Genomic DNA, 17000 nt, shown 5'->3' with positions numbered 1-17000 from the left:
TGTCGTCTTTCCGCTACGTTCCCGACGCCACCGGCGCCGAGACGGTGTCGAGGATGCCGTTGGTGCCGAAGAACTGCTCGCGCGCGTCGTTCCAGTCCTTGGCGATGGCGCCGATCCCGAACAGCGCCACGGGCGGCAGCCGATCGGCGTGCCGGGCAAGGATTTCGGGCTTGAACGGTCGATAGCCGAATTGCGCGGCCAGCTCCTGCGCCGCATCGGTGAACAAGTAACCGAGGTACGCCCTGGCATAGGCGGCGGTCTTGTCGGTGAGGTTGGCGTCGACCCAGGCCACCGCGGGCTCGGCGAGGATGCTCACCGGCGGGTAGACGAGTTCGAGTTCGTCCCGGTTGGCGGCGACCTCACGCAGCGCCTCGTTCTCCCAAGTCAGTTGCGCGTCACCGATCTTCGCCAGCGCGAAGCTGTCGGCGGCGCTGCGCGCGCCGGCGTCGGAGGCCGCCACGTGGTGCAGCAGGGCCCGCAGGTAGTTCGCCGCCTGGGCCTGGCTGCCGCCGCGGGTGGTGACCGAACCCCAGGCGGCCAGGACGCTGAGCTGGCCGTTGCCCGAGCTGCGCGGGTTCGGCGTCACCACCGCGACGTCGGGCTTGATCAGGTCGGGCCAATCATGGATGTTCTTCGGATTGCCCTTGCGGACGACGAAGACGATGGTCGACGTGTAGGGAACCGAATTGTTCGGCAGGCGCCGTTGCCAGTCAGCCGCGATGAGGCCGCGCTTGCTGAGCGTTTGGACGTCGCTGATCAGCGCCAGCGACACCACGCCGGCCTTTTGGCTGCCGTCCAGCACGCTGCGCAGCTGACGTCCGGATCCGCCGTGAGACTCCTTGATTTCCACGGTGATTCCGGTGCGCGCACGATACTGCGGGACGAACTCGCTGTCGATTGCCGCGTACAGCTCGCGTGTCGGGTCGTAGGACACGTTGAGAATCTGGTTAAAGCCGGGGGCGGGAAGGTTCTTGATCACGACCGCGGTGGTGGCCAGGACGATCGCGACGACACCGATGACGTTGAGCCAGCCGATGCGGGCCGGTAGGCGGAGTCGCTCGAGCGCCGGACGCACTTGTACCATCCGGGCGTCCTCTCGCGGCAATCACTCCAGACGGTTCCCGTCCGGCTCGAACATTTTGGGAGATGGTAACGATCGCGCCGGCTTTCGACAGCCATGAGAATCAGCCTGAAGATAAGTGACCGGTGCCGTAGCCGTGTGACTGCCGGTGCAATGCAGCCACTCCCGCGGCCGCAGCCGCCAGGTGCGCCGGGCGTATTCCAGTTCGGTATAGGGCCATTGGGTCACGATGCGTCCGGTGGGCGAACGGAAATAGCTGTCGCACTGGGTCCATACGGTGCGCTCGAGGTCCGCGGAAAGCCGCTCGTTGTAGCGCTTTTCGGTCTCGGGCCGCACGACGACGTAGCCCCCGCGGCGCGCCACCCGGCTGACCGCGCTGGCGATCAATCGCGCGCCGGCCTCGTGGATGTAGACGATCGAATTGCCGCCCTGATTGGTGTTGGGCCCGTAGAGCATGAAGAAGTTCGGGAACCCGCCGACCGCCACGCCCAGGTAGGCGCTCGGCTCCGCGCCCCAGCGCTCGTGCAGCCGCTGCCCATCCATCCCGATCACCTCGATGCCGGACAGGTAGCGCGCCGCCTCGAACCCGGTCGCCAGCACGATCGCATCGGCGTCGACCGTTCGGCCGGCCGAGGTTTTCACCGACGTCGCACCGATCCGCGAGATGGGCTCGGTCACCAGATCGACGTTGTCTTGCTGCAACGCCCGATAATACTCGTCGCCCAGCAGCACCCGCTTGCAGCGGAAGGGATAGTCCGGGGTGAGGGCGCGACGCAGTCGCTCATCGGCGACGGTGCGCTCCAGAAACGAGGTGGCGACGTGCGTGCGCGCGGCGACCACCGGGTCGTCGGCGAAGGTCGCGGTGTTGTCGTGCTGGAATTTCCAGATCCGCCACCGGGTCAGGCGCGCGGCCAGGGGGTTGCGCCGGAACCGCGCCAATTCCGTTGCCGTATAAGGTCGGTCGTCCTTGGGCACCATCCACGGCGGGGTCCGCTGGAACACGGTCACGCGACGGGCAATCTTGGCCAGTTCCGGAACGACCTGCACGCCGCTGGCGCCGGTCCCGATGACCGCCACGTCCTTGCCGGCCAAATCGACGCGGTGATCCCACCGGGCGGTGTGCAGCAGCGGCCCGGCGAAATCGCCCAGGCCCTCGATGTCGGGCAGCCTCGGCGACCCGAACAACCCGACGGCGCACACGACGACGTCGGCGGCCAGGGTGGCGGGGCGCCCGTCACGGTCCAGCCGGCACTCCCAGGTCCAGGTGTCCGGGTCCCAGCGAACCGTGCGCACCGTGGTGCCCAGCATCAGGTGGCGGCGCAGGTCGAAGTCGTCGGCCACCGACTCGAGGTAGGCCAGGATCTCGGGCTGCCGGGCGTAGGTGCGGCTCCAATGTTTGTTCGGCGCAAACGAATACGAATAAAGGTGGCTCTGGATGTCGCACGCGGCGCCGGGATAGGTGTTGTGCCGCCAGGTGCCGCCCACCCCGTCGGCGCCCTCGATGATCACCAGGTCGTCGATGCCGGCGCGGCGCAACGCCACCGCCGCGCCGAGGCCGCCGAAGCCCGCGCCGATGATCGCAACCTTGGGGGACCCGCGGCGCCGCGTCGCCGCGCGCAGCCGCCCGATCGCGTAGCGCCGGCGGGCTCGCCGGCTCGTCACCTGCGCCCCCGGATCTCGAGACCGTCCAGGTCGCCTTGCGCCCGCCACGCCGCGAGGAGGTCGGCATACTCGGTCGGCGCGCCGATGAAAAAGCTGCCCTGACGGGTCTTGGCGTCCGCCTTGCCTTCCCGGTTGTAGTAGCCCGGGGTGCAGGTGGCGGCCCGCTCGGCGGTCGCCGCCGACCGCGCCACCACCATGTCGACCCACGCGGCTTCGGCGGCGGGCGAGGCCTCGAGCTCGGCGACGCCACGTTCCAGCGCCCACGCGATGATCCACGCGACGTGGCTGGCCTGAACGTCGAGCAGGTACGGGAAGTTCACGGTGAGGCCCGCCTGGGCGATGCTCTCGATGAAGCAATTGGGAAAGCCGTTGGTGCACAAGCCCTGGAACGTCCGGACGCCGTCGCGCCACCGCTCGGTGAGCGTCACGCCGTCGCGGCCGATCAGCTCGAACCCGGTGCGCCGGCAGTAATCGGTGCCCACCTCGAAACCCGTCGCGAAGATCAGGCAGTCGAGCTCGTAGGAAACCCCGTCGACGACCACGCCGGCCGCGGTGATGCGCTGCACGCCGCGCCCTCGGGTGTCGACCAGCGTGACGTTGTCGCGGTTGAACGTCTGCAGGTACGTGTCGTGAAAGCAGGGCCGCTTGCAGAAGTAGCCGTACCAGGGTTTGAGCGCCTCGGCGGTGGCGCGGTCGGCCACCAGCTCGTCGACCCGCGCGCGAATCTCCTCCATCTTGGCGAAGTCGGCCAGCTCCACGTCCTGGGCCGTCGGGCCGGCGCCGTCGTGGCGCATGACGGGAAGCTTGCGCGTGATGCTGGTCCAGGCGTCGGCGACCAGGTCCTCCTCGGCCCGGCCGCCGGCCGTGAGGATCTGGAAGTTCTCAATCCGCCGTCGCTGCCAGCCCGGCCGTAACGCGCTGGCCCACTGGGGATCCGTGGGCCGGTTGGCGCGGACGTCGACGGACGACGGCGTGCGCTGGAAGACGTAGAGATGGCCAGCCGCGGCGGCCAGGTGCGGCACGCACTGGATCGCCGTGGCACCGGTGCCGATGATCCCCACGCGCTGACCGGCCAGCTTTTCCAGGCTCTCGCCGGTGTAGGCGTAGTCCCAGCGGCTGGTGTGAAACGCCGGGCCCCGAAAAGAGCCGAGGCCCTCGATGCCGGGTAGTTTGGGCGTGGCCTGATACCCGTTGGCCATGGACACGAACCTGGCCCGCATCTCGTCGCCATGGTTGGTCCGAATGATCCACCGCGAATCGCCTGGCTCCCAGCGTATCTCGCGCACCTCGGTCTGCAGGCACGCGTCGCGGTAGAGGTCGTAGCGCTCGGCGATGCGCTGGCAGTGGGCGAAGATCTCGGGCCCCTTGGCGTACTTCTCGGTGGGGATGTAGCCCAGCTCTTCCAGCAACGGCATGTACACATAGGACTCGACGTCGCAAGCGATCCCGGGATACCGGTTCCAGTACCACGTGCCACCCACGTCGGCCGCTCGGTCGATCAGCCGCACGCTCGCCACGCCGAGCTCGCGAAGCCGCGCCCCGGTCAACAGCCCGCCGAAGCCGGCGCCGACGATCGCCACATCGACCGAGTCGGTCAGGGGTTCTCGAGCGAAATTCCCGTCCGCCCACGGATCCTCGGCGAATCGGGCGAAGGCGCCCGCCGTCTGCACGTATTGCGCGATCCCGTCGGGCCGCAGCCGCCGCGCCCGCTCTTCGGCGTACTTCCGGCGCAGCGCTTCGACGTCGAACGCCGCTCCCACGGTTTCGGTCAAGGTCTCGGCTTTCTGCTCGTGAGGAGCACTCTATAATCAATCACTTGATCACATCAAGCTGGACCGCGCCCGCCGGCGCATCGACGCTGCGTTCAGCGCGCCGACCGGCGCCGCGGCCGCGCGCTGGGAGCAGTCTCGACGGTCGGGGCTCCCAGCAGCGTCCCGCGCACCAGGCGCTTGGCCGACCCGAGCGCCGCGTGATACTCCTCGGGAGGCAGCGTGGCCGCCAGCTCGGTGAGCCCATAGACCAGCGCATAGACCGCTTCCACCGCTCCCCGGCCCTCGGCGTCCCCGACGATGCCCTCGATGATCTCGCGGAACGCCTGGAAGTCCGCGCCGCCCACCGGCCGGGAGTCGACAGCCGGCGCGTTCTCCGCGCGGATCGCCCACTCGAACGCGGCCAGGTCGGGATATTCCCGCATCAGCCGGCCGGATTCGTCGAGTACGGCTTCGATCCGTTCGACGGCGCCGCCGGGACCGCCGGCGGCCGCGCGCAGCCGCGGCAGGGCGACGTCGGTTCTGGCCGCGACCGCCGCCTCGATCAGCTCGGCCTTGGTCGGAAAGTAGTTGTACAGGCTGGCGCTGGTGACCTTGGCGGTGCGCGCGATCTCCCGGATCGTCGCCCGGGGGTAGCCCACCCGGGCCACGCAGCTCATGGTGGCGGCGATGATGCGCCGGCGGGTCTCCTCGCCGCTCGCGCCGACGGGGCGGCCCCGCTGTGCCCGCGTCATCGTGCAGTACCCACTCCTCGTTGTCCGGAGACGGCCGGGCCGCCGCGGCCTCGAGTATATGATCGTGCGATCGATTACTCGGGCCGCCCGCGCGCAAGCGCGCGGCGGGTGACGCGGTGACCGCCGCGCCGTTGGGGCGCCCGGTGGGGGCCGACGGCGAGCAGACCCGCGTCCGGATCACCGAAGCGGCGATGCGCTGCGTCGCCGAAGTGGGGTATTCGCGGGCCACGATCCGCGCGATCGCGCGGGCGGCCGGCATGACGAGCGGCAGCCTGTACCACTACTTCCCGACCAAGTCCGCGTTGCTCAATGCCACCGTCTCCGGCATCGACGCGCTTGCGCGGCCACGCCTGCGCGCCGCCGCGGCACGGGCCGACGACGCGGTGGGCCGGCTCGAGGCGGTGCTGGACGAATGGGACCGGTTGATGCGCGAGTATCCGTACCTGGCCGCGTTCGACCGGGCGATGCGCGCCGAGAGCACCGCGCGCACCCGCGGCGGGCGCCCCCGATACCCGGGACTAAAAGCGTTGCGCGACATCGTCGACGAGATCGTCGGCGACGCCGCGGCCCGCCAGGCGTTGCCACCCGACACCGATCCCCGCGCGGCGGTCGACGCGATCCACGCGCTGATCCGCGGCCTGACCGAGCAGGCGGCCAGCCTGGCGCCGGCCGCCTACGCGGCCACGCTGCGCTCGGCCAAGGAGTTGATCAGGGGCACGCTGTTCGCGCCTTGAGCGAATCCCCCAGCGTCCACAGCGCCACGCCGATCAACACGAGATCCTTAAGCAGGAACTGGCCGGGCAGCGCCGACAACACCGGAACGCCGACCGCCGACGCGCGGGGCCACAGCGGCCGCACCGCAATGAGAAGCGCCGCAACGATTTCCATCGTTCCCAGCCCGCGCGCGACAGTGCTGACGCTGAAGACGTGATAGATCCAGCTCATCAGGGGGCTGTGCTCGATGAGCACGCGGGATTCCATCTTCGCGTACTTGCCGAAGCCGATCCAGGCCAACACGACCACCAGGCCGCAGCGACGGATCAGGTGTCCGGATGCGTTCGGCAAGTCGGCCGCGCGGATGTCGGGACAGCCGCTCGGCGAGGAGGCGCGTCCCCGCCGTCGCGGAGATGTCGGAGCGGGAAAACCGCGTGGTCATCCGCTGTCGGCCGTACGCGAGCTACGCGTCGCCGCCGCGCCACCTGCATCGCAACGACCAGGTCGACCAGCTGTCCCACCGGGTCTCGGGTGTAATCGCCTGGGACGCCGACGATCCGTCATGACCGCGCGTAGCGGTCGCGCAGCTTGGACAGCGTCGCCTCAATGCCCGCGGCGTTGGCCTTGCTGAAGCCCATCAGGTCGTAATACCTCAGCGCGTTCTTGACGGCGCCGGCGTCGCGGTAGTCGAACGTCTCGGTGACGCGTGTGCGGGTGGGCGACAGCGACTCGAATCGCCACCGCCAGCGATGCCCCAGCGGGTGGCGCCATTCGACCAGTTCGTTCGGCTTCAGCTCGGTCACCGTGCTGGTGATGCGGTAGGGCAGGCCGAACATCTTCATGCTCGTCGAAAACTTCGCTCCGACAGCCATTTCCGCCGGGGCCTTGACGTTGCTGACGACGGTGCCCGACCCGTCCAATTCGCTGTGGCGCCGCGGATCGGCGGCCATCGCATAAAGCTCGGCGGCCGGCGCGTCGACTTCGACCGACCGACTCACTTGGCGGGGGCCCGCGTCGACGACGGTGACGGTCATGTCTGGCTCCTTCCGGCAGTTCGGCAGTTCGGCAGTTCGGGGCCGACGCTACGCCTCGCCGAGTCGCGCTGTGCGCCGATTTCGGGGTGGGCCACCTCTGACCGGAGCCTGACCGGATCTGACGCGTTCTCGCCGCTCAGGCAGAATCGTGTTGCCCGTGCGCGGCGACGACCTGACGGGAACCCCCAGGGAAACGCGTATCGAGGACGCCTATGTGCGAGTGGCCTGCGGAAAGGAGCGTCGTGACCACGAGCGAGTACCAGGTGAGCGGGATGAGTTGCGGGCACTGCGAGGCCGCCGTCCGATCCGAGGTGGCGCGGATCGCCGGTGTGCACGCGGTGGACGTCAGCGCGCAAACCGGCAGGCTCGTCGTCACGAGCTCGGCGCCGATCGAGCAGGAGGCGGTGCTGGGAGCGGTCGACGAAGCCGGCTTCGCCGCGGTCCCGGTCGCGTAACCCGAAGCGGACCCCTCCCCCGACGACCGCCCCATGAACAGCATCGAGCTCGAGATCGCGGGGATGACGTGCGCCTCGTGCGCCGCGCGCATCGAGCGGAAGCTGAACCGGCTCGACGGGGTCGACGCGAGGGTCAACTACGCGACGGAAAAGGCCACCGTGACGGTGCCGTCCGGGTACGACGCGCGGGCGCTGATCGCCGAGGTCGAAAAGGTCGGCTACACCGCGGCGCTGCCGCGAGGTCGTCCCGAGGCGCCCGACGACGCCGAGCTGGCGTCGCTGCGCTCGCGGCTGGTCGTCGCGGCCCTGCTCGCCGGCCCCGTGATCCTGACGGCGATGGTCCCCGGCCTGCAATTCCGCTACTGGCAATGGGCGTCGCTGGCCCTGGCCGCGCCGGTCGTGCTGTGGGCGGGGCGGCCGTTTCACGCCGCCGCCTGGGTCAACCTCAAACACGGCGTCGCGACGATGGACACGTTGGTCTCGATCGGGACGCTGTCGGCGTTCCTGTGGTCGGTGTACGCCCTGTGCTGGGGCGCCGCCGGGCGGCCGGGCCTGCACCACGGCTTTCGGCTGACCGCCGCGCCCGGTGACGGCGCGTGCCACGTCTACCTGGAGGTGGCCGCCGGCGTGACCCTGTTCGTCCTGGCCGGCCGGTACTTCGAGAAGCGCGCCAAGCGGCGGGCGGGCGCCGCGCTGCGCGCCCTGCTCGAGCTCGGCGCCAAGGACGTCGCGGTCCTGCGGGACGGCGCCGAGACGCGCATCCCCGCGACAGAGCTTGCCGTCGGCGACGAGTTCGTGGTGCGCCCCGGCGAGAGGATCGCCACCGACGGGACGGTGCTCGTCGGCTCGTCGGCGGTCGACGCGTCGATGGTGACCGGGGAGGCGGTCCCGGTCGAGGTCGGGGCCGGCGACGCCGTCATTGGCGCCACCGTGAACGCGGGCGGGCGGTTGGTCGTGCGCGCCACCCGGGTCGGCGACGACACCCAGCTCGCCCAGATGGCCCGGCTCGTCGAGGCGGCCCAATCGGGCAAGGCCGACGCGCAGCGGCTGGCGGACCGCATCGCCGCGGTGTTCGTTCCTATCGTTCTCGCCGTCGCCGCGGCCACCCTCGCGGCGTGGCTGGCCGCCGGACAGCCCGTGACTCTAGCCCTGACGGCCGCCGTGGCGGTGCTCATCGTCGCCTGTCCGTGCGCCATGGGCCTGGCGACGCCGACGGCGCTGCTGGTGGGGACCGGCCGCGCGGCCCAGCTCGGCGTGCTGATCAAGGGACCGGAAGTGCTCGAGTCGACCCGCAAGGTCGACACGATCGTGCTCGACAAGACCGGCACGGTGACGACCGGCCGGATGACCCTCGTCGACGTCGTTACCGCGCCGGGCACCGACCGCGCGACGCTGCTGCGCTACGCCGGGGCGCTGGAGGATGCCTCCGAGCACCCCGTCGCGCGGGCGATCGCCGAGGCCGCGACCGCCGAGGAGGGGACGCTGCCCGCGGTGCTGGACTTCGTGGCCGTGCCCGGTGAGGGCGTTCGCGGCCGCGTCGAGGGCCGCGCCGTCGCCGTCGGCCGGGAGAGCCTGCTCGCCACCTGCGCCGCCGACCCCGCATTGTCGGCGGCCAAGGCCCGCGCCGAAGCGGAGGGTAAGACCGTGGTCGTCGCCGGGTGGGACGGCCGCGCCCGGGGGATCCTGGTGATCGGCGACACCGTCAAACCCACCAGCGCCGAAGCCGTCCGGCAGTTCGAGCTGCTGGGGTTGACGCCGGTGTTGCTGACCGGCGACAACGCCGCCGCGGCGCGGCACGTCGCCGCCGAGGTCGGCATCGGACGGATCCTCGCGGAGGTCACCCCCGCCGGCAAGGCCGCCGCGATCGCGGGCCTGCGGTCCGAGGGCAGGGTCGTCGCCATGGTCGGCGACGGGGTCAACGACGCCGCGGCGCTGGCCGCCGCCGATCTCGGGCTGGCGATCGGCACCGGCACCGATGTCGCGATCGAATCCGCCGACCTGACCCTGGTGCGCGGCGACCTGCGCGCCGCGGCGGACGCGATCCGGCTTTCCCGCCGGACGCTGCGCACCATCAAGACGAACCTGTTGTGGGCCTTCGGCTACAACGTCGCCGCGATCCCGGTGGCCGCCCTCGGCCTGCTCAACCCGATGCTCGCCGGCGCCGCGATGGCGTGCTCGAGCGTGTTCGTCGTCGGCAACAGCCTGCGGCTGCGGGCCTTCGCTCGCACGACTGGCTTTGATCCTGTGGGATAGTTTGATCTGGCTTGCCCTCGCCATAGGTAAGCGCCACCAGTCAGCCTCGCGGAACGAATCGGATTTAGCGAAGGTCACGACCGTTGCCCCACTTCGTCGAACAGCTGTCACTGCTGCACGGCTGGCTGCCGCTGACCCTGCAGGCGCTCACGCTGCTGGTGGTCCTGGCCGCGATCGGGTGGCGCCGGCGGCGCTGGCGCGGCTGGCCCCTGGCGGTGGCGCTGGGCGCCGCGGCCGCGATGACGGGGCTGGCGTATTGGTACATCACGTCGATCGGTGTGGCCGGGGATCCCGCGCCGGTGTCGCTGTGGCTGTGGATCGCGACGAGCGGGCTGGCGCTCGCCGTGCTGTTGCTGGGCTGGCCGGGCGCCCGATGGTGGCGACGGTGCCTCGCGGTGCTGGCCGTCCCGCTGTGCGTGCTCTGCGCGGCCCTGTCGCTGAACGCCTGGGTCGGTTACTTCCCGACCGTGCTGGCCGCGTGGAACCAGCTGACCTCCGCGCCGCTGCCCGACCAGATCGATCGCCTGCGGGTCACGGCGATGCAGCTCAAGGGCACCAAGCCGACCAAGGGCGTCGTGGTGCCGGTGACGATCAGCCCCGACGCGTCGCACTTCCCCCACCGCGAGGAACTGGTGTACCTGCCCCCGGCGTGGTTCAGCAGCAATCCGCCGCCCCGGCTCCCGGCCGTGATGATGATCGGTTCGGCGTTCAACACCCCCGCCGACTGGCTGCGCCCCGGCGGCGCCTTCACCACCATCGACGACTTCGCCGCCCGCCACCACGGCTTCGCCCCGGTGCTGGTCTTCGTCGATGCCACCGGCACCTTCGACAACGACACCGAATGCGTCAACGGCGCACGCGGCAACGCTGCCGACCACCTGACGAAAGACGTTGTCCCCTTTGTGATTTCGAACTTCGGGGTGAGCGCCGACCGGGCCAATTGGGGCGTCGCCGGATGGTCGATGGGCGGCACCTGCGCCGTCGACTTGACCGTCATGCACCCGGAGATGTTCAGCGCGTTCGTGGACATCGCCGGCGACGTCCGCCCCACCGTGGGGGGCAGCAAGGAGCAAACCCTTGCCCGCCTGTTCGGCGGCAACACCGATGCGTGGGCCGCGTTCGACCCGGCGACCGTCATGACCCGCCACGGCCGCTACACCGGGGTCTCGGGTTGGTTCGACGTGCCGGCGTCCTCCGGCGCGCGCAACGTCGCCGAGGAAGCCAATTCGACCCTCAGCGCCCCGACCACCGACCCGATCGCCAACCCCGAGGGCCAGGACGCCGCCGCGACCTCGCTGTGCGCCGTGGCGACGGCCAACGGGATCGCCTGCGCGGTGGTGACACAGCCCGGCAAGCACGACTGGCCGTTTGCGGCGCAGGCGTTCGCCGCGTCGCTGCCGTGGCTCGCCTCGACGCTGGGAACCCCCTACGCCGAGCCCGTCAGTTTGCCGCAATATCGCCCCGGGGCGCCGCATTGAGGTATGCCTGACCGTTACCTTTTCGAGGCCGAGTTCACAGCTGACGCTGCCGTGACAGATCCTGCACATCCGGGGTGCTGGTGATACCGTTCGCTGCTGTGACGACGGAGTTTGGCTGCGGCGGTGTCCGGGGTGCCGGATCGCGTGTGCCGACGTCGCACCGCAAACGGTCCGCCCACAGACGCGGCGGGTTTTTCGTCCCCCCGTTCACGTCCCCGTTCGGGGGTGCCTCCGACCGAGGTGCGCCGGAGCTGAGCCGGCGTCGCTTTCTCGGCGCGCTGGCCGCGGCCACCGTCGCCGGGGTGGGCGCCGCGCGTGTGGTGGTCGACCCGCAGCCCCGGACGTTCGCGCAGGCTCCGCCGGCCGGCGCGGCGGCAGCCGCCGGTCCGACGGCGCCGTCGGCCTTGCTGGGGCCGCCGCCGCCGAGCGCCCGCATCCCGCTGCCCGGCGGCGGCGCGCTGACCAAGATCCCCGGCGATGGCGACCTGCTGGCGTTGACGGTCGACGACGGCGTCAACAGCGAGGTGGTGCGCGCCTACACGCAGTTCGCCAAGGACACCGGGGTGCGGCTGACGTTCTTCGTCAACGGCGTCTACGACTCCTGGACCGAAAACCGGGCGATGCTTCGGCCGCTCGTCGACTCCGGACAGATCCAGCTGGGCAACCACACCTGGTCACACCCGGACCTGACCACCCTGTCGAAAGGCGAGATCGCCCAACAGCTCAGCCGCAACGACGATTTCCTGAAGAAGACCTACGGCATCGGCGCGAAGCCGTACTGGCGCCCGCCGTACGCCAAGCGCAATGCCGCCGTCGACGCGGTCGCCGCCGACCTCGGATACACGGTCCCGACGCTGTGGTCGGGGTCGTTGTCGGATTCCACGCTGATCACCGAGGAATACATCCTGAAGATGGCCGACGAGTACTTCACCCCGCAGTCCATCGTCATCGGGCACCTCAACCACCTGCCCGTCACGCACGTCTATCCGCAACTCGTCGAGATCATCCGGGAACGAAACCTGCGCACGGTCACCCTCAACGACGTCTTTCTCAAGACCCCGTAGCCGGGCTACAGGGAATCGACGACCTCTTTGGCCTCGCGCAGCCCCGCGCCGGTCATCTCGCGGAACAGCTTGATGGCCGCGATCGCGTTGCCGGCGCGGGCCAGGGCGACGACTTCGGCCGGGACCCCGCCTTCCAGAGGCGCGGGCGCGGTGTCGCTGCCGAATATCGGGCATTCGACGCCGACCCGTTCGGACAGCAGGCGCACCTGCTGCTCGAGCAGCGCAAGACGGCGGTAGAGGTGGGCGTCTTCGATCACTCGACGATTATGTCGTCACGCGCTCCGCAGCGCTCCCTATCCGGCCGGCAGGATGTTCTGGTTGATGCGAAACACGTTGCCCGGGTCGTATTGCGCCTTGATCTCGCTGAGCCGCTGATAGTTCGGACCGTAGGTCGCCCGGACCCGCTCTTGCCCCTCGTCCATCATGAAGTTGACGTACGCGCCGCCGGCCGAGTACGGGTGGATGGCGTCCCAGTAGTCGACCGCCCATCGCTTCACTGATTCCGCGCTCGCCGGGTCGGGGTCGACACCCGCGATGACCTGGGAGAAGGTGACGTCCCGGTACGCCCACGGGGTGTCGGTCCGGCCGACGCGATGGACCGCGCCGTCGATCGGGTAGAGGTGCATCGTCGAGTGCATCGTCGGTAGCTCGGCGGTGAAGTGGGCGTGGGCGTCGACGGCGGCGTCCGGCACGGTCCGGATGAAGTCGCCGCGCCAATACCATTGCAGCCCTTTGGGATACAGGTCGTCGAAGGTTGACTGCAGCGCCGGATACGGGGCGGCGACGAGGCCATCGAACGCCGGCTGCATCTGCCGGACCGGGGCGAACGCCTCGTGCGCCCGGTCGGGATCGCCAATGTAGCACCACATCACGGCGCACGCCTTCTGGAGGTGGAACGCCTCGGGGAACGGCGCGGCCGGCGGGACGGTCATGCTCGCGAAGAACCCGTAGAGGTCGTCATCCTGGGCGGGCAGGAAGTCGCGGTACCACCGCAGGATGTCGGCGGTGGCCGACGCCGGCCAGGCGGTCGGACCGCAGATCACGGTGTGCACCGGGTGCAGCCGGAACGTGAAAGACACCACCACGCCGAAGTTTCCGCCGCCGCCGCGCAGCGCCCAGAACAGGTCGGGGTGCTCGGCCTCCGACGCCGTCACCACCCGGCCGTCGGCCAGCACCACCTCGGCGCCCAGCAGGTTGTCGATGGTCAGGCCGTGCTTGCGCGTGAGGTAGCCGTGGCCGCCGCCCAGGGTGAGGCCGCCAACCCCGGTGCTGGAGATGATGCCGGCCGGCGTCGCCAGGCCGTGGGCGTGGGTCGCGCGGTCCACCTCTGCCCACGTCGCGCCGCCCTGCACGCGGGCGGTGCGCCGGTCGGGGTCGACGTCGACGCGGTTCATCGGCGCGAGGTCGACGACGAGGCCGCCGTCGACGGAACCGAACCCGGGCCCATTGTGGCCGCCCCCGCGCACGGCGACCGCCAGGTTGCGGCCGCGCGCGAATTCCAGCGCGCCCGCCACGTCGGCGGCCGATGCGCAGCGCACGATCACCGCGGGCCGCTTGTCGATCATCGCGTTGTGCAGCGCCCGGGCGTCGTCGTATCCGGGATCGCCGGGCAGGATGGCTTTGGCCCCGAATCGGCCGCGCATGTCCTCGGTTGCGGTGGTCAGGCTCATGGCCGGCACCTCCTCTAGCTGCGTCGCGGGTCTTGCTGCCGCAACGCTACGAGGCGCCGAGCCGCCGCGTCATGACCACAAAAAGGCATTTCCGAGGTCCCCCAACGATAGTCAGTTCTGACTATCGACCGGCCAGACGTGCGCGATTACGGTGATCCCATGGCTGATCCCACGGCCCAGTGGGTGCCGCCACCGCTTCCGGCGGAATTGCTGGCACGTCGCCGCGGCCCGCTGGTCGGGCGCGACGCGGAGCTGGCCGCGTTCGAACGCGCCTGGGAGCGCGTCGAGGGCGGCAACCGCCAGGCCGTGTTCATCGGGGGTGAGCCCGGGGCCGGCAAGACCCGCCTGGCCGCCGAGGTGGCCGGAACGCTGGCCGACCACGGCGTCGCCGTGCTCGTCGGCAGGTCGACGGCCGACGAGGACGTTCCCTACGCGCCGTTCGCCGAGGCGCTGGACCGCCTGCTGAGCGCCGCCCCGCCGGCTTCGATGGCCGGCCCGCTGGCCGGCGTGGGACCGCAGCTGCGGCGGCTGTCCCCGCACGTCGACCGGCATCTGCCCGACAGCGAGCCCGTGGCGGAGGTCGGCTCGCCGCGGCAGGCTCTCTTCGACGCCCTGACCGGCTTCCTGCGCCGGCTGGCCGCCGACCGGCCGCTAGCGCTCGTCCTCGACGACCTGCACTGGGCGCAGCTGCCCACGCTGGCGATGCTCGAGCACGTGCTGACCGCGTGCGCCGACGTCCGGATGCTGGTGGTGTCCACGTTCCGAACCACCCAGCCCGACCGCTCCGACGAGCTCGCCACCCGGCTCGCCGAGCTGCACCGGTTCGACGGGGTGCGGCGGCTAGACCTCGCGGGCCTGGACACCGAGGCGATCGCCGAATTCGTGGGCCGCACCCAACAACTGGCGCCCGCATCGGCGCGCACGGCCGCGGCCCTGCTGCGCGACAAGACCGGCGGCAACCCGTTCTTTTTGACCGAGCTCGTCAACGACCTGGAAATGCGGGGCGGGTTGGCCATGCTGAGCGTGCAGCGCACCGTCCCGGCGTCGATCGGCGATGCCATCGCCCTGCGGCTCGCCGGGCTGGGCGCCGGCGTCCGGGCGGTGATCGAGCAGGCGGCGGTGCTCGGCGAAACGTTCGACCTGCCCGCGCTGATCGCGACCTGCGAGGGCGACCTGACCGCGACGCTGGCCGCGATCGATTCGGCCGAGGCCGTCGGGCTGGTGCGGGCGGTTCAGGACTCCGACGGCGAGTTCGCGTTCGTGCACGCGCTCACCCGCGAGGCCGTGCTCGGCGGGCTGGCGGCGTCCCGGCTCCGGATCCTGCATGCGCGCGCCGCCGACGCGCTCGAGGGCCGGACGGACCCGTCGGTCGTTCCCCGCCTGGCCAACCACTACCTGCGGGCGCACGTGCTCGGCTACCACGCGCAGGCGCTGCGGTACGCGCACCAGGCCGCCCGGATGGCCGAACAAAGCCTGGCCTACGAGGACGCGGCCAGGTGGTTCGAGCGGGCGTCGTCGCTGCCCGAGATCAGCCGCACCGATCGGGCCCGGCTCGACCTCGATGCGGCGGCCAACCACGTGCGCGCCGGCGACTTCGCGCGGTCGCACGCCATCTACGAACGCCTCAGCACGATGGACGAGCCGCTGATCCGACTGGGGGCGGCCATCGGTTACGAGGAGGCGAATTGGCGTCGCGGGCAGTCCGATTCGCGGGCGGCCGACCTGCTGGCGTCGGCGCTGGAATCCTGCGGACTGGATGTCGACGACCCGCACTACGTGCAGGCGCTCGGCAGTTTCGGGCGCGCGCTGGCCTTCGCCGGCGAGGCTTCCCGGGCGCGCGAGGTCAGCAACCAGGCGATCGACCTCGCGCGAGGCGCCAACGATCCGGCGGTGCTGATGCACACCCTCAAGACCAGCCTGTGGCACGGGCTCACGCCGGAGCTGTGCGAGGTCCAGGCGGAGCGTTCGGCCGAGGTGTCGCGAATGGCGTTGGCGCGCCGCGATTACGAGGTGCTGGGGGCGGCCGCGCACTTTCGCGCCATGGTCAGCTATCTGGCCGGCCGGCCCGACGACCTGGCCGCGTCGACCGCCGACATGCGCCGCGCGGGGCAGGCCTGCGGACAACCGGTGTTCGGTTTCGTCGGCGCGTGCGTCGAGCAGGCGCTGGCCTACCTGCGCGGCGATTTCGCCGGGGCCGAACGGTGGGCCGACATCGCGTTGCGCACCGGCGATACGTTCGACGCGGATGACACCGAGGGCTCCAACGGGGTGCAGATGTTCATGATCCGACGCGAAACGGCGGACCTGAGCCGATTCGCCGGATTCGTCGACGGCACCGAGACGTTCGCGGGCCGCTGGGTGCCCGGGCTGCTCGCGCTGTATACCGAGCTCGACTGCGAAGCCGGCATGACGCGCGCGCTCAATCACCTGCTCAACCGCAACCTCGGCGACCGGACCAACGAGGCCCAGTGGCCCATGGAGCTGGTCTTCATGGTCGAGGCGGCGCTGGAGCTGGGCAACCGGGAGGCGCTGCGCGCGCTGCGCCCGTTCGTCGCCCGCTACGCCGGCAAGAACCTGGTGGCCGGGCAGTTCGTCGCGCTGTTCGGCAGCGCCGACCGGTATCTGGCGAGGATGGCGGCGCTCGACGGGGACGGCGACGCGGCCGAGCGTTGGTTCGGCGCGGCGCTCGAGATGGATCGCCGGATGGGCTCGGTGGTTCACGTCAGCGAGACGCTGGCCCGTTACGCGTTGTTCGCGGCGTCGCGGGGCCGCACCGAGGAGGCCCGGCGCCTGGCCGACGAGGCCCACGCCGTCGCGGCGCCGATCGGCCAGAAACGCGTTGTGGCACTGGTCGATTCGTTGCCGGCGGCGGGTGCCGAGGGCCCGGACGGTTTGACCGAGCGGGAGGTCGAGGTGCTGCGGCTGCTCGCCGAGGGGCTGAGCAACCGGGCGATCGGCGAACGCCTCTTCATCAGCACGAACACGGCCGCCAACCACGTGCGCAACATCCTGGTCAAAACGGGCGCCGCGAACCGCACCCAGGCGGCGATGTATGCGGCCGACCACGAGCTGCTGGGCTGAGCTCC

14 protein-coding genes and 1 pseudogene are annotated in these 17000 nt (G+C 70.8%); 7 read left to right on the top strand and 8 right to left on the bottom strand.

Annotated elements, in window-relative coordinates; all coding sequences use genetic code 11:
- Positions 1-13: 13 nt before the first annotated feature.
- The 4 genes from AWC19_RS23660 to AWC19_RS23645 all read right to left on the bottom strand — a co-directional run bounded on the left by AWC19_RS23660 (position 14) and on the right by AWC19_RS23645 (position 5246).
- Positions 14-1105 carry a sulfate ABC transporter substrate-binding protein gene (locus AWC19_RS23660; protein ID WP_085080519.1) on the bottom strand — a complete coding sequence of 364 codons (1092 nt, stop codon included), beginning with the start codon at positions 1103-1105 and terminating at the stop codon, positions 14-16.
- The gene (locus AWC19_RS23655) at positions 1106-2743 is read right to left on the bottom strand and encodes a flavin-containing monooxygenase (RefSeq protein WP_085080518.1); all 1638 of its coding nucleotides are present in this window, start codon (positions 2741-2743) and stop codon (positions 1106-1108) included. It lies immediately after the preceding gene.
- A complete protein-coding gene (locus AWC19_RS23650; RefSeq protein WP_085080517.1) occupies positions 2740-4515 on the bottom strand; it encodes a flavin-containing monooxygenase in 1776 nt (591 codons plus the stop codon). The genes AWC19_RS23655 and AWC19_RS23650 overlap by 4 nt, the downstream gene beginning before the upstream one ends.
- A gap of 92 nt (positions 4516-4607) precedes the next feature.
- Positions 4608-5246, bottom strand: a complete 639-nt coding sequence (locus AWC19_RS23645) for a TetR/AcrR family transcriptional regulator (protein ID WP_085080516.1) — start codon at positions 5244-5246, stop codon at positions 4608-4610.
- Between the two features lie 116 nt (positions 5247-5362).
- On the opposite strand from AWC19_RS23645, the gene AWC19_RS23640 reads away from it, so the two are divergent.
- Positions 5363-5980 carry a TetR/AcrR family transcriptional regulator gene (locus tag AWC19_RS23640; RefSeq protein WP_245849283.1) on the top strand — a complete coding sequence of 206 codons (618 nt, stop codon included), beginning with the start codon at positions 5363-5365 and terminating at the stop codon, positions 5978-5980.
- Here the strand turns inward: AWC19_RS23640 and AWC19_RS23635 are convergent.
- Positions 5955-6311, bottom strand: coding sequence for a DUF417 family protein (locus AWC19_RS23635; protein WP_142281376.1), 357 nt, complete (start codon positions 6309-6311; stop codon positions 5955-5957). The two genes, AWC19_RS23640 and AWC19_RS23635, sit on opposite strands and share 26 nt — an antisense overlap.
- 4 nt (positions 6312-6315) lie before the next feature.
- Between AWC19_RS23635 and AWC19_RS23630 the strand changes: the two are divergent.
- A pseudogene (locus tag AWC19_RS23630) lies at positions 6316-6526 on the top strand (pyridoxamine 5'-phosphate oxidase family protein); the annotation flags it as partial.
- On the opposite strand, the gene AWC19_RS23625 reads toward AWC19_RS23630, so the two are convergent.
- On the bottom strand, positions 6521-6994 hold the full coding sequence (locus AWC19_RS23625; RefSeq protein WP_085080515.1) for an SRPBCC family protein: 474 nt from the start codon (positions 6992-6994) through the stop codon (positions 6521-6523). The pseudogene AWC19_RS23630 and the gene AWC19_RS23625 overlap by 6 nt on opposite strands.
- 242 nt (positions 6995-7236) lie before the next feature.
- On the opposite strand from AWC19_RS23625, the gene AWC19_RS23620 reads away from it, so the two are divergent.
- The 4 genes from AWC19_RS23620 (at position 7237) to AWC19_RS23605 (ending at position 12244) form a co-directional block, all read left to right on the top strand.
- Positions 7237-7449 carry a heavy-metal-associated domain-containing protein gene (locus AWC19_RS23620; protein ID WP_085080674.1) on the top strand — a complete coding sequence of 71 codons (213 nt, stop codon included), beginning with the start codon at positions 7237-7239 and terminating at the stop codon, positions 7447-7449.
- Positions 7450-7482: 33 nt separating this feature from the next.
- Positions 7483-9702, top strand: coding sequence for a heavy metal translocating P-type ATPase (locus tag AWC19_RS23615; RefSeq protein WP_085080514.1), 2220 nt, complete (start codon positions 7483-7485; stop codon positions 9700-9702).
- 83 nt (positions 9703-9785) lie between these two features.
- Complete coding sequence (locus AWC19_RS23610; protein WP_085080513.1) at positions 9786-11180, top strand: alpha/beta hydrolase; 1395 nt, start codon at positions 9786-9788, stop codon at positions 11178-11180.
- Between the two features lie 251 nt (positions 11181-11431).
- Positions 11432-12244, top strand: coding sequence for a polysaccharide deacetylase family protein (locus AWC19_RS23605; protein ID WP_085080673.1), 813 nt, complete (start codon positions 11432-11434; stop codon positions 12242-12244).
- 5 nt (positions 12245-12249) lie between these two features.
- Here the strand turns inward: AWC19_RS23605 and AWC19_RS23600 are convergent, their stop codons facing one another.
- Positions 12250-12501, bottom strand: a complete 252-nt coding sequence (locus tag AWC19_RS23600; protein WP_085080512.1) for a ribosomal protein L7/L12 — start codon at positions 12499-12501, stop codon at positions 12250-12252.
- A gap of 36 nt (positions 12502-12537) precedes the next feature.
- Positions 12538-13914 carry an FAD-binding oxidoreductase gene (locus AWC19_RS23595; RefSeq protein WP_085080511.1) on the bottom strand — a complete coding sequence of 459 codons (1377 nt, stop codon included), beginning with the start codon at positions 13912-13914 and terminating at the stop codon, positions 12538-12540.
- Between the two features lie 159 nt (positions 13915-14073).
- Between AWC19_RS23595 and AWC19_RS31300 the strand changes: the two genes are divergently transcribed.
- Entirely contained in the window at positions 14074-16995 is a 2922-nt protein-coding gene (locus AWC19_RS31300) for a helix-turn-helix transcriptional regulator (protein ID WP_085080510.1), read from the top strand.
- Positions 16996-17000: the final 5 nt, after the last annotated feature.

Source organism: Mycobacterium palustre (assembly GCF_002101785.1).
Classification (GTDB): Bacteria; Actinomycetota; Actinomycetes; order Mycobacteriales; family Mycobacteriaceae; genus Mycobacterium; species Mycobacterium palustre.
The sequence above is the reverse complement of the archived record's forward strand: the minus strand, read 5'-3'. Positions and strand labels throughout refer to the sequence as shown.

Excerpts from the sequence above, each read along its gene's own strand:
- AWC19_RS23645 (WP_085080516.1), bottom strand. The coding sequence starts at position 5,246 with ATGACGCGGGCACAGCGGGGCCGCCCCGTCGGCGCGAGCGGCGAGGAG.
- AWC19_RS23625 (WP_085080515.1), bottom strand. The coding sequence starts at position 6,994 with ATGACCGTCACCGTCGTCGACGCGGGCCCCCGCCAAGTGAGTCGGTCG.
- AWC19_RS23615 (WP_085080514.1), top strand. The coding sequence starts at position 7,483 with ATGAACAGCATCGAGCTCGAGATCGCGGGGATGACGTGCGCCTCGTGC.
- AWC19_RS23595 (WP_085080511.1), bottom strand. The coding sequence starts at position 13,914 with ATGAGCCTGACCACCGCAACCGAGGACATGCGCGGCCGATTCGGGGCC.
- AWC19_RS31300 (WP_085080510.1), top strand. The coding sequence starts at position 14,074 with ATGGCTGATCCCACGGCCCAGTGGGTGCCGCCACCGCTTCCGGCGGAA.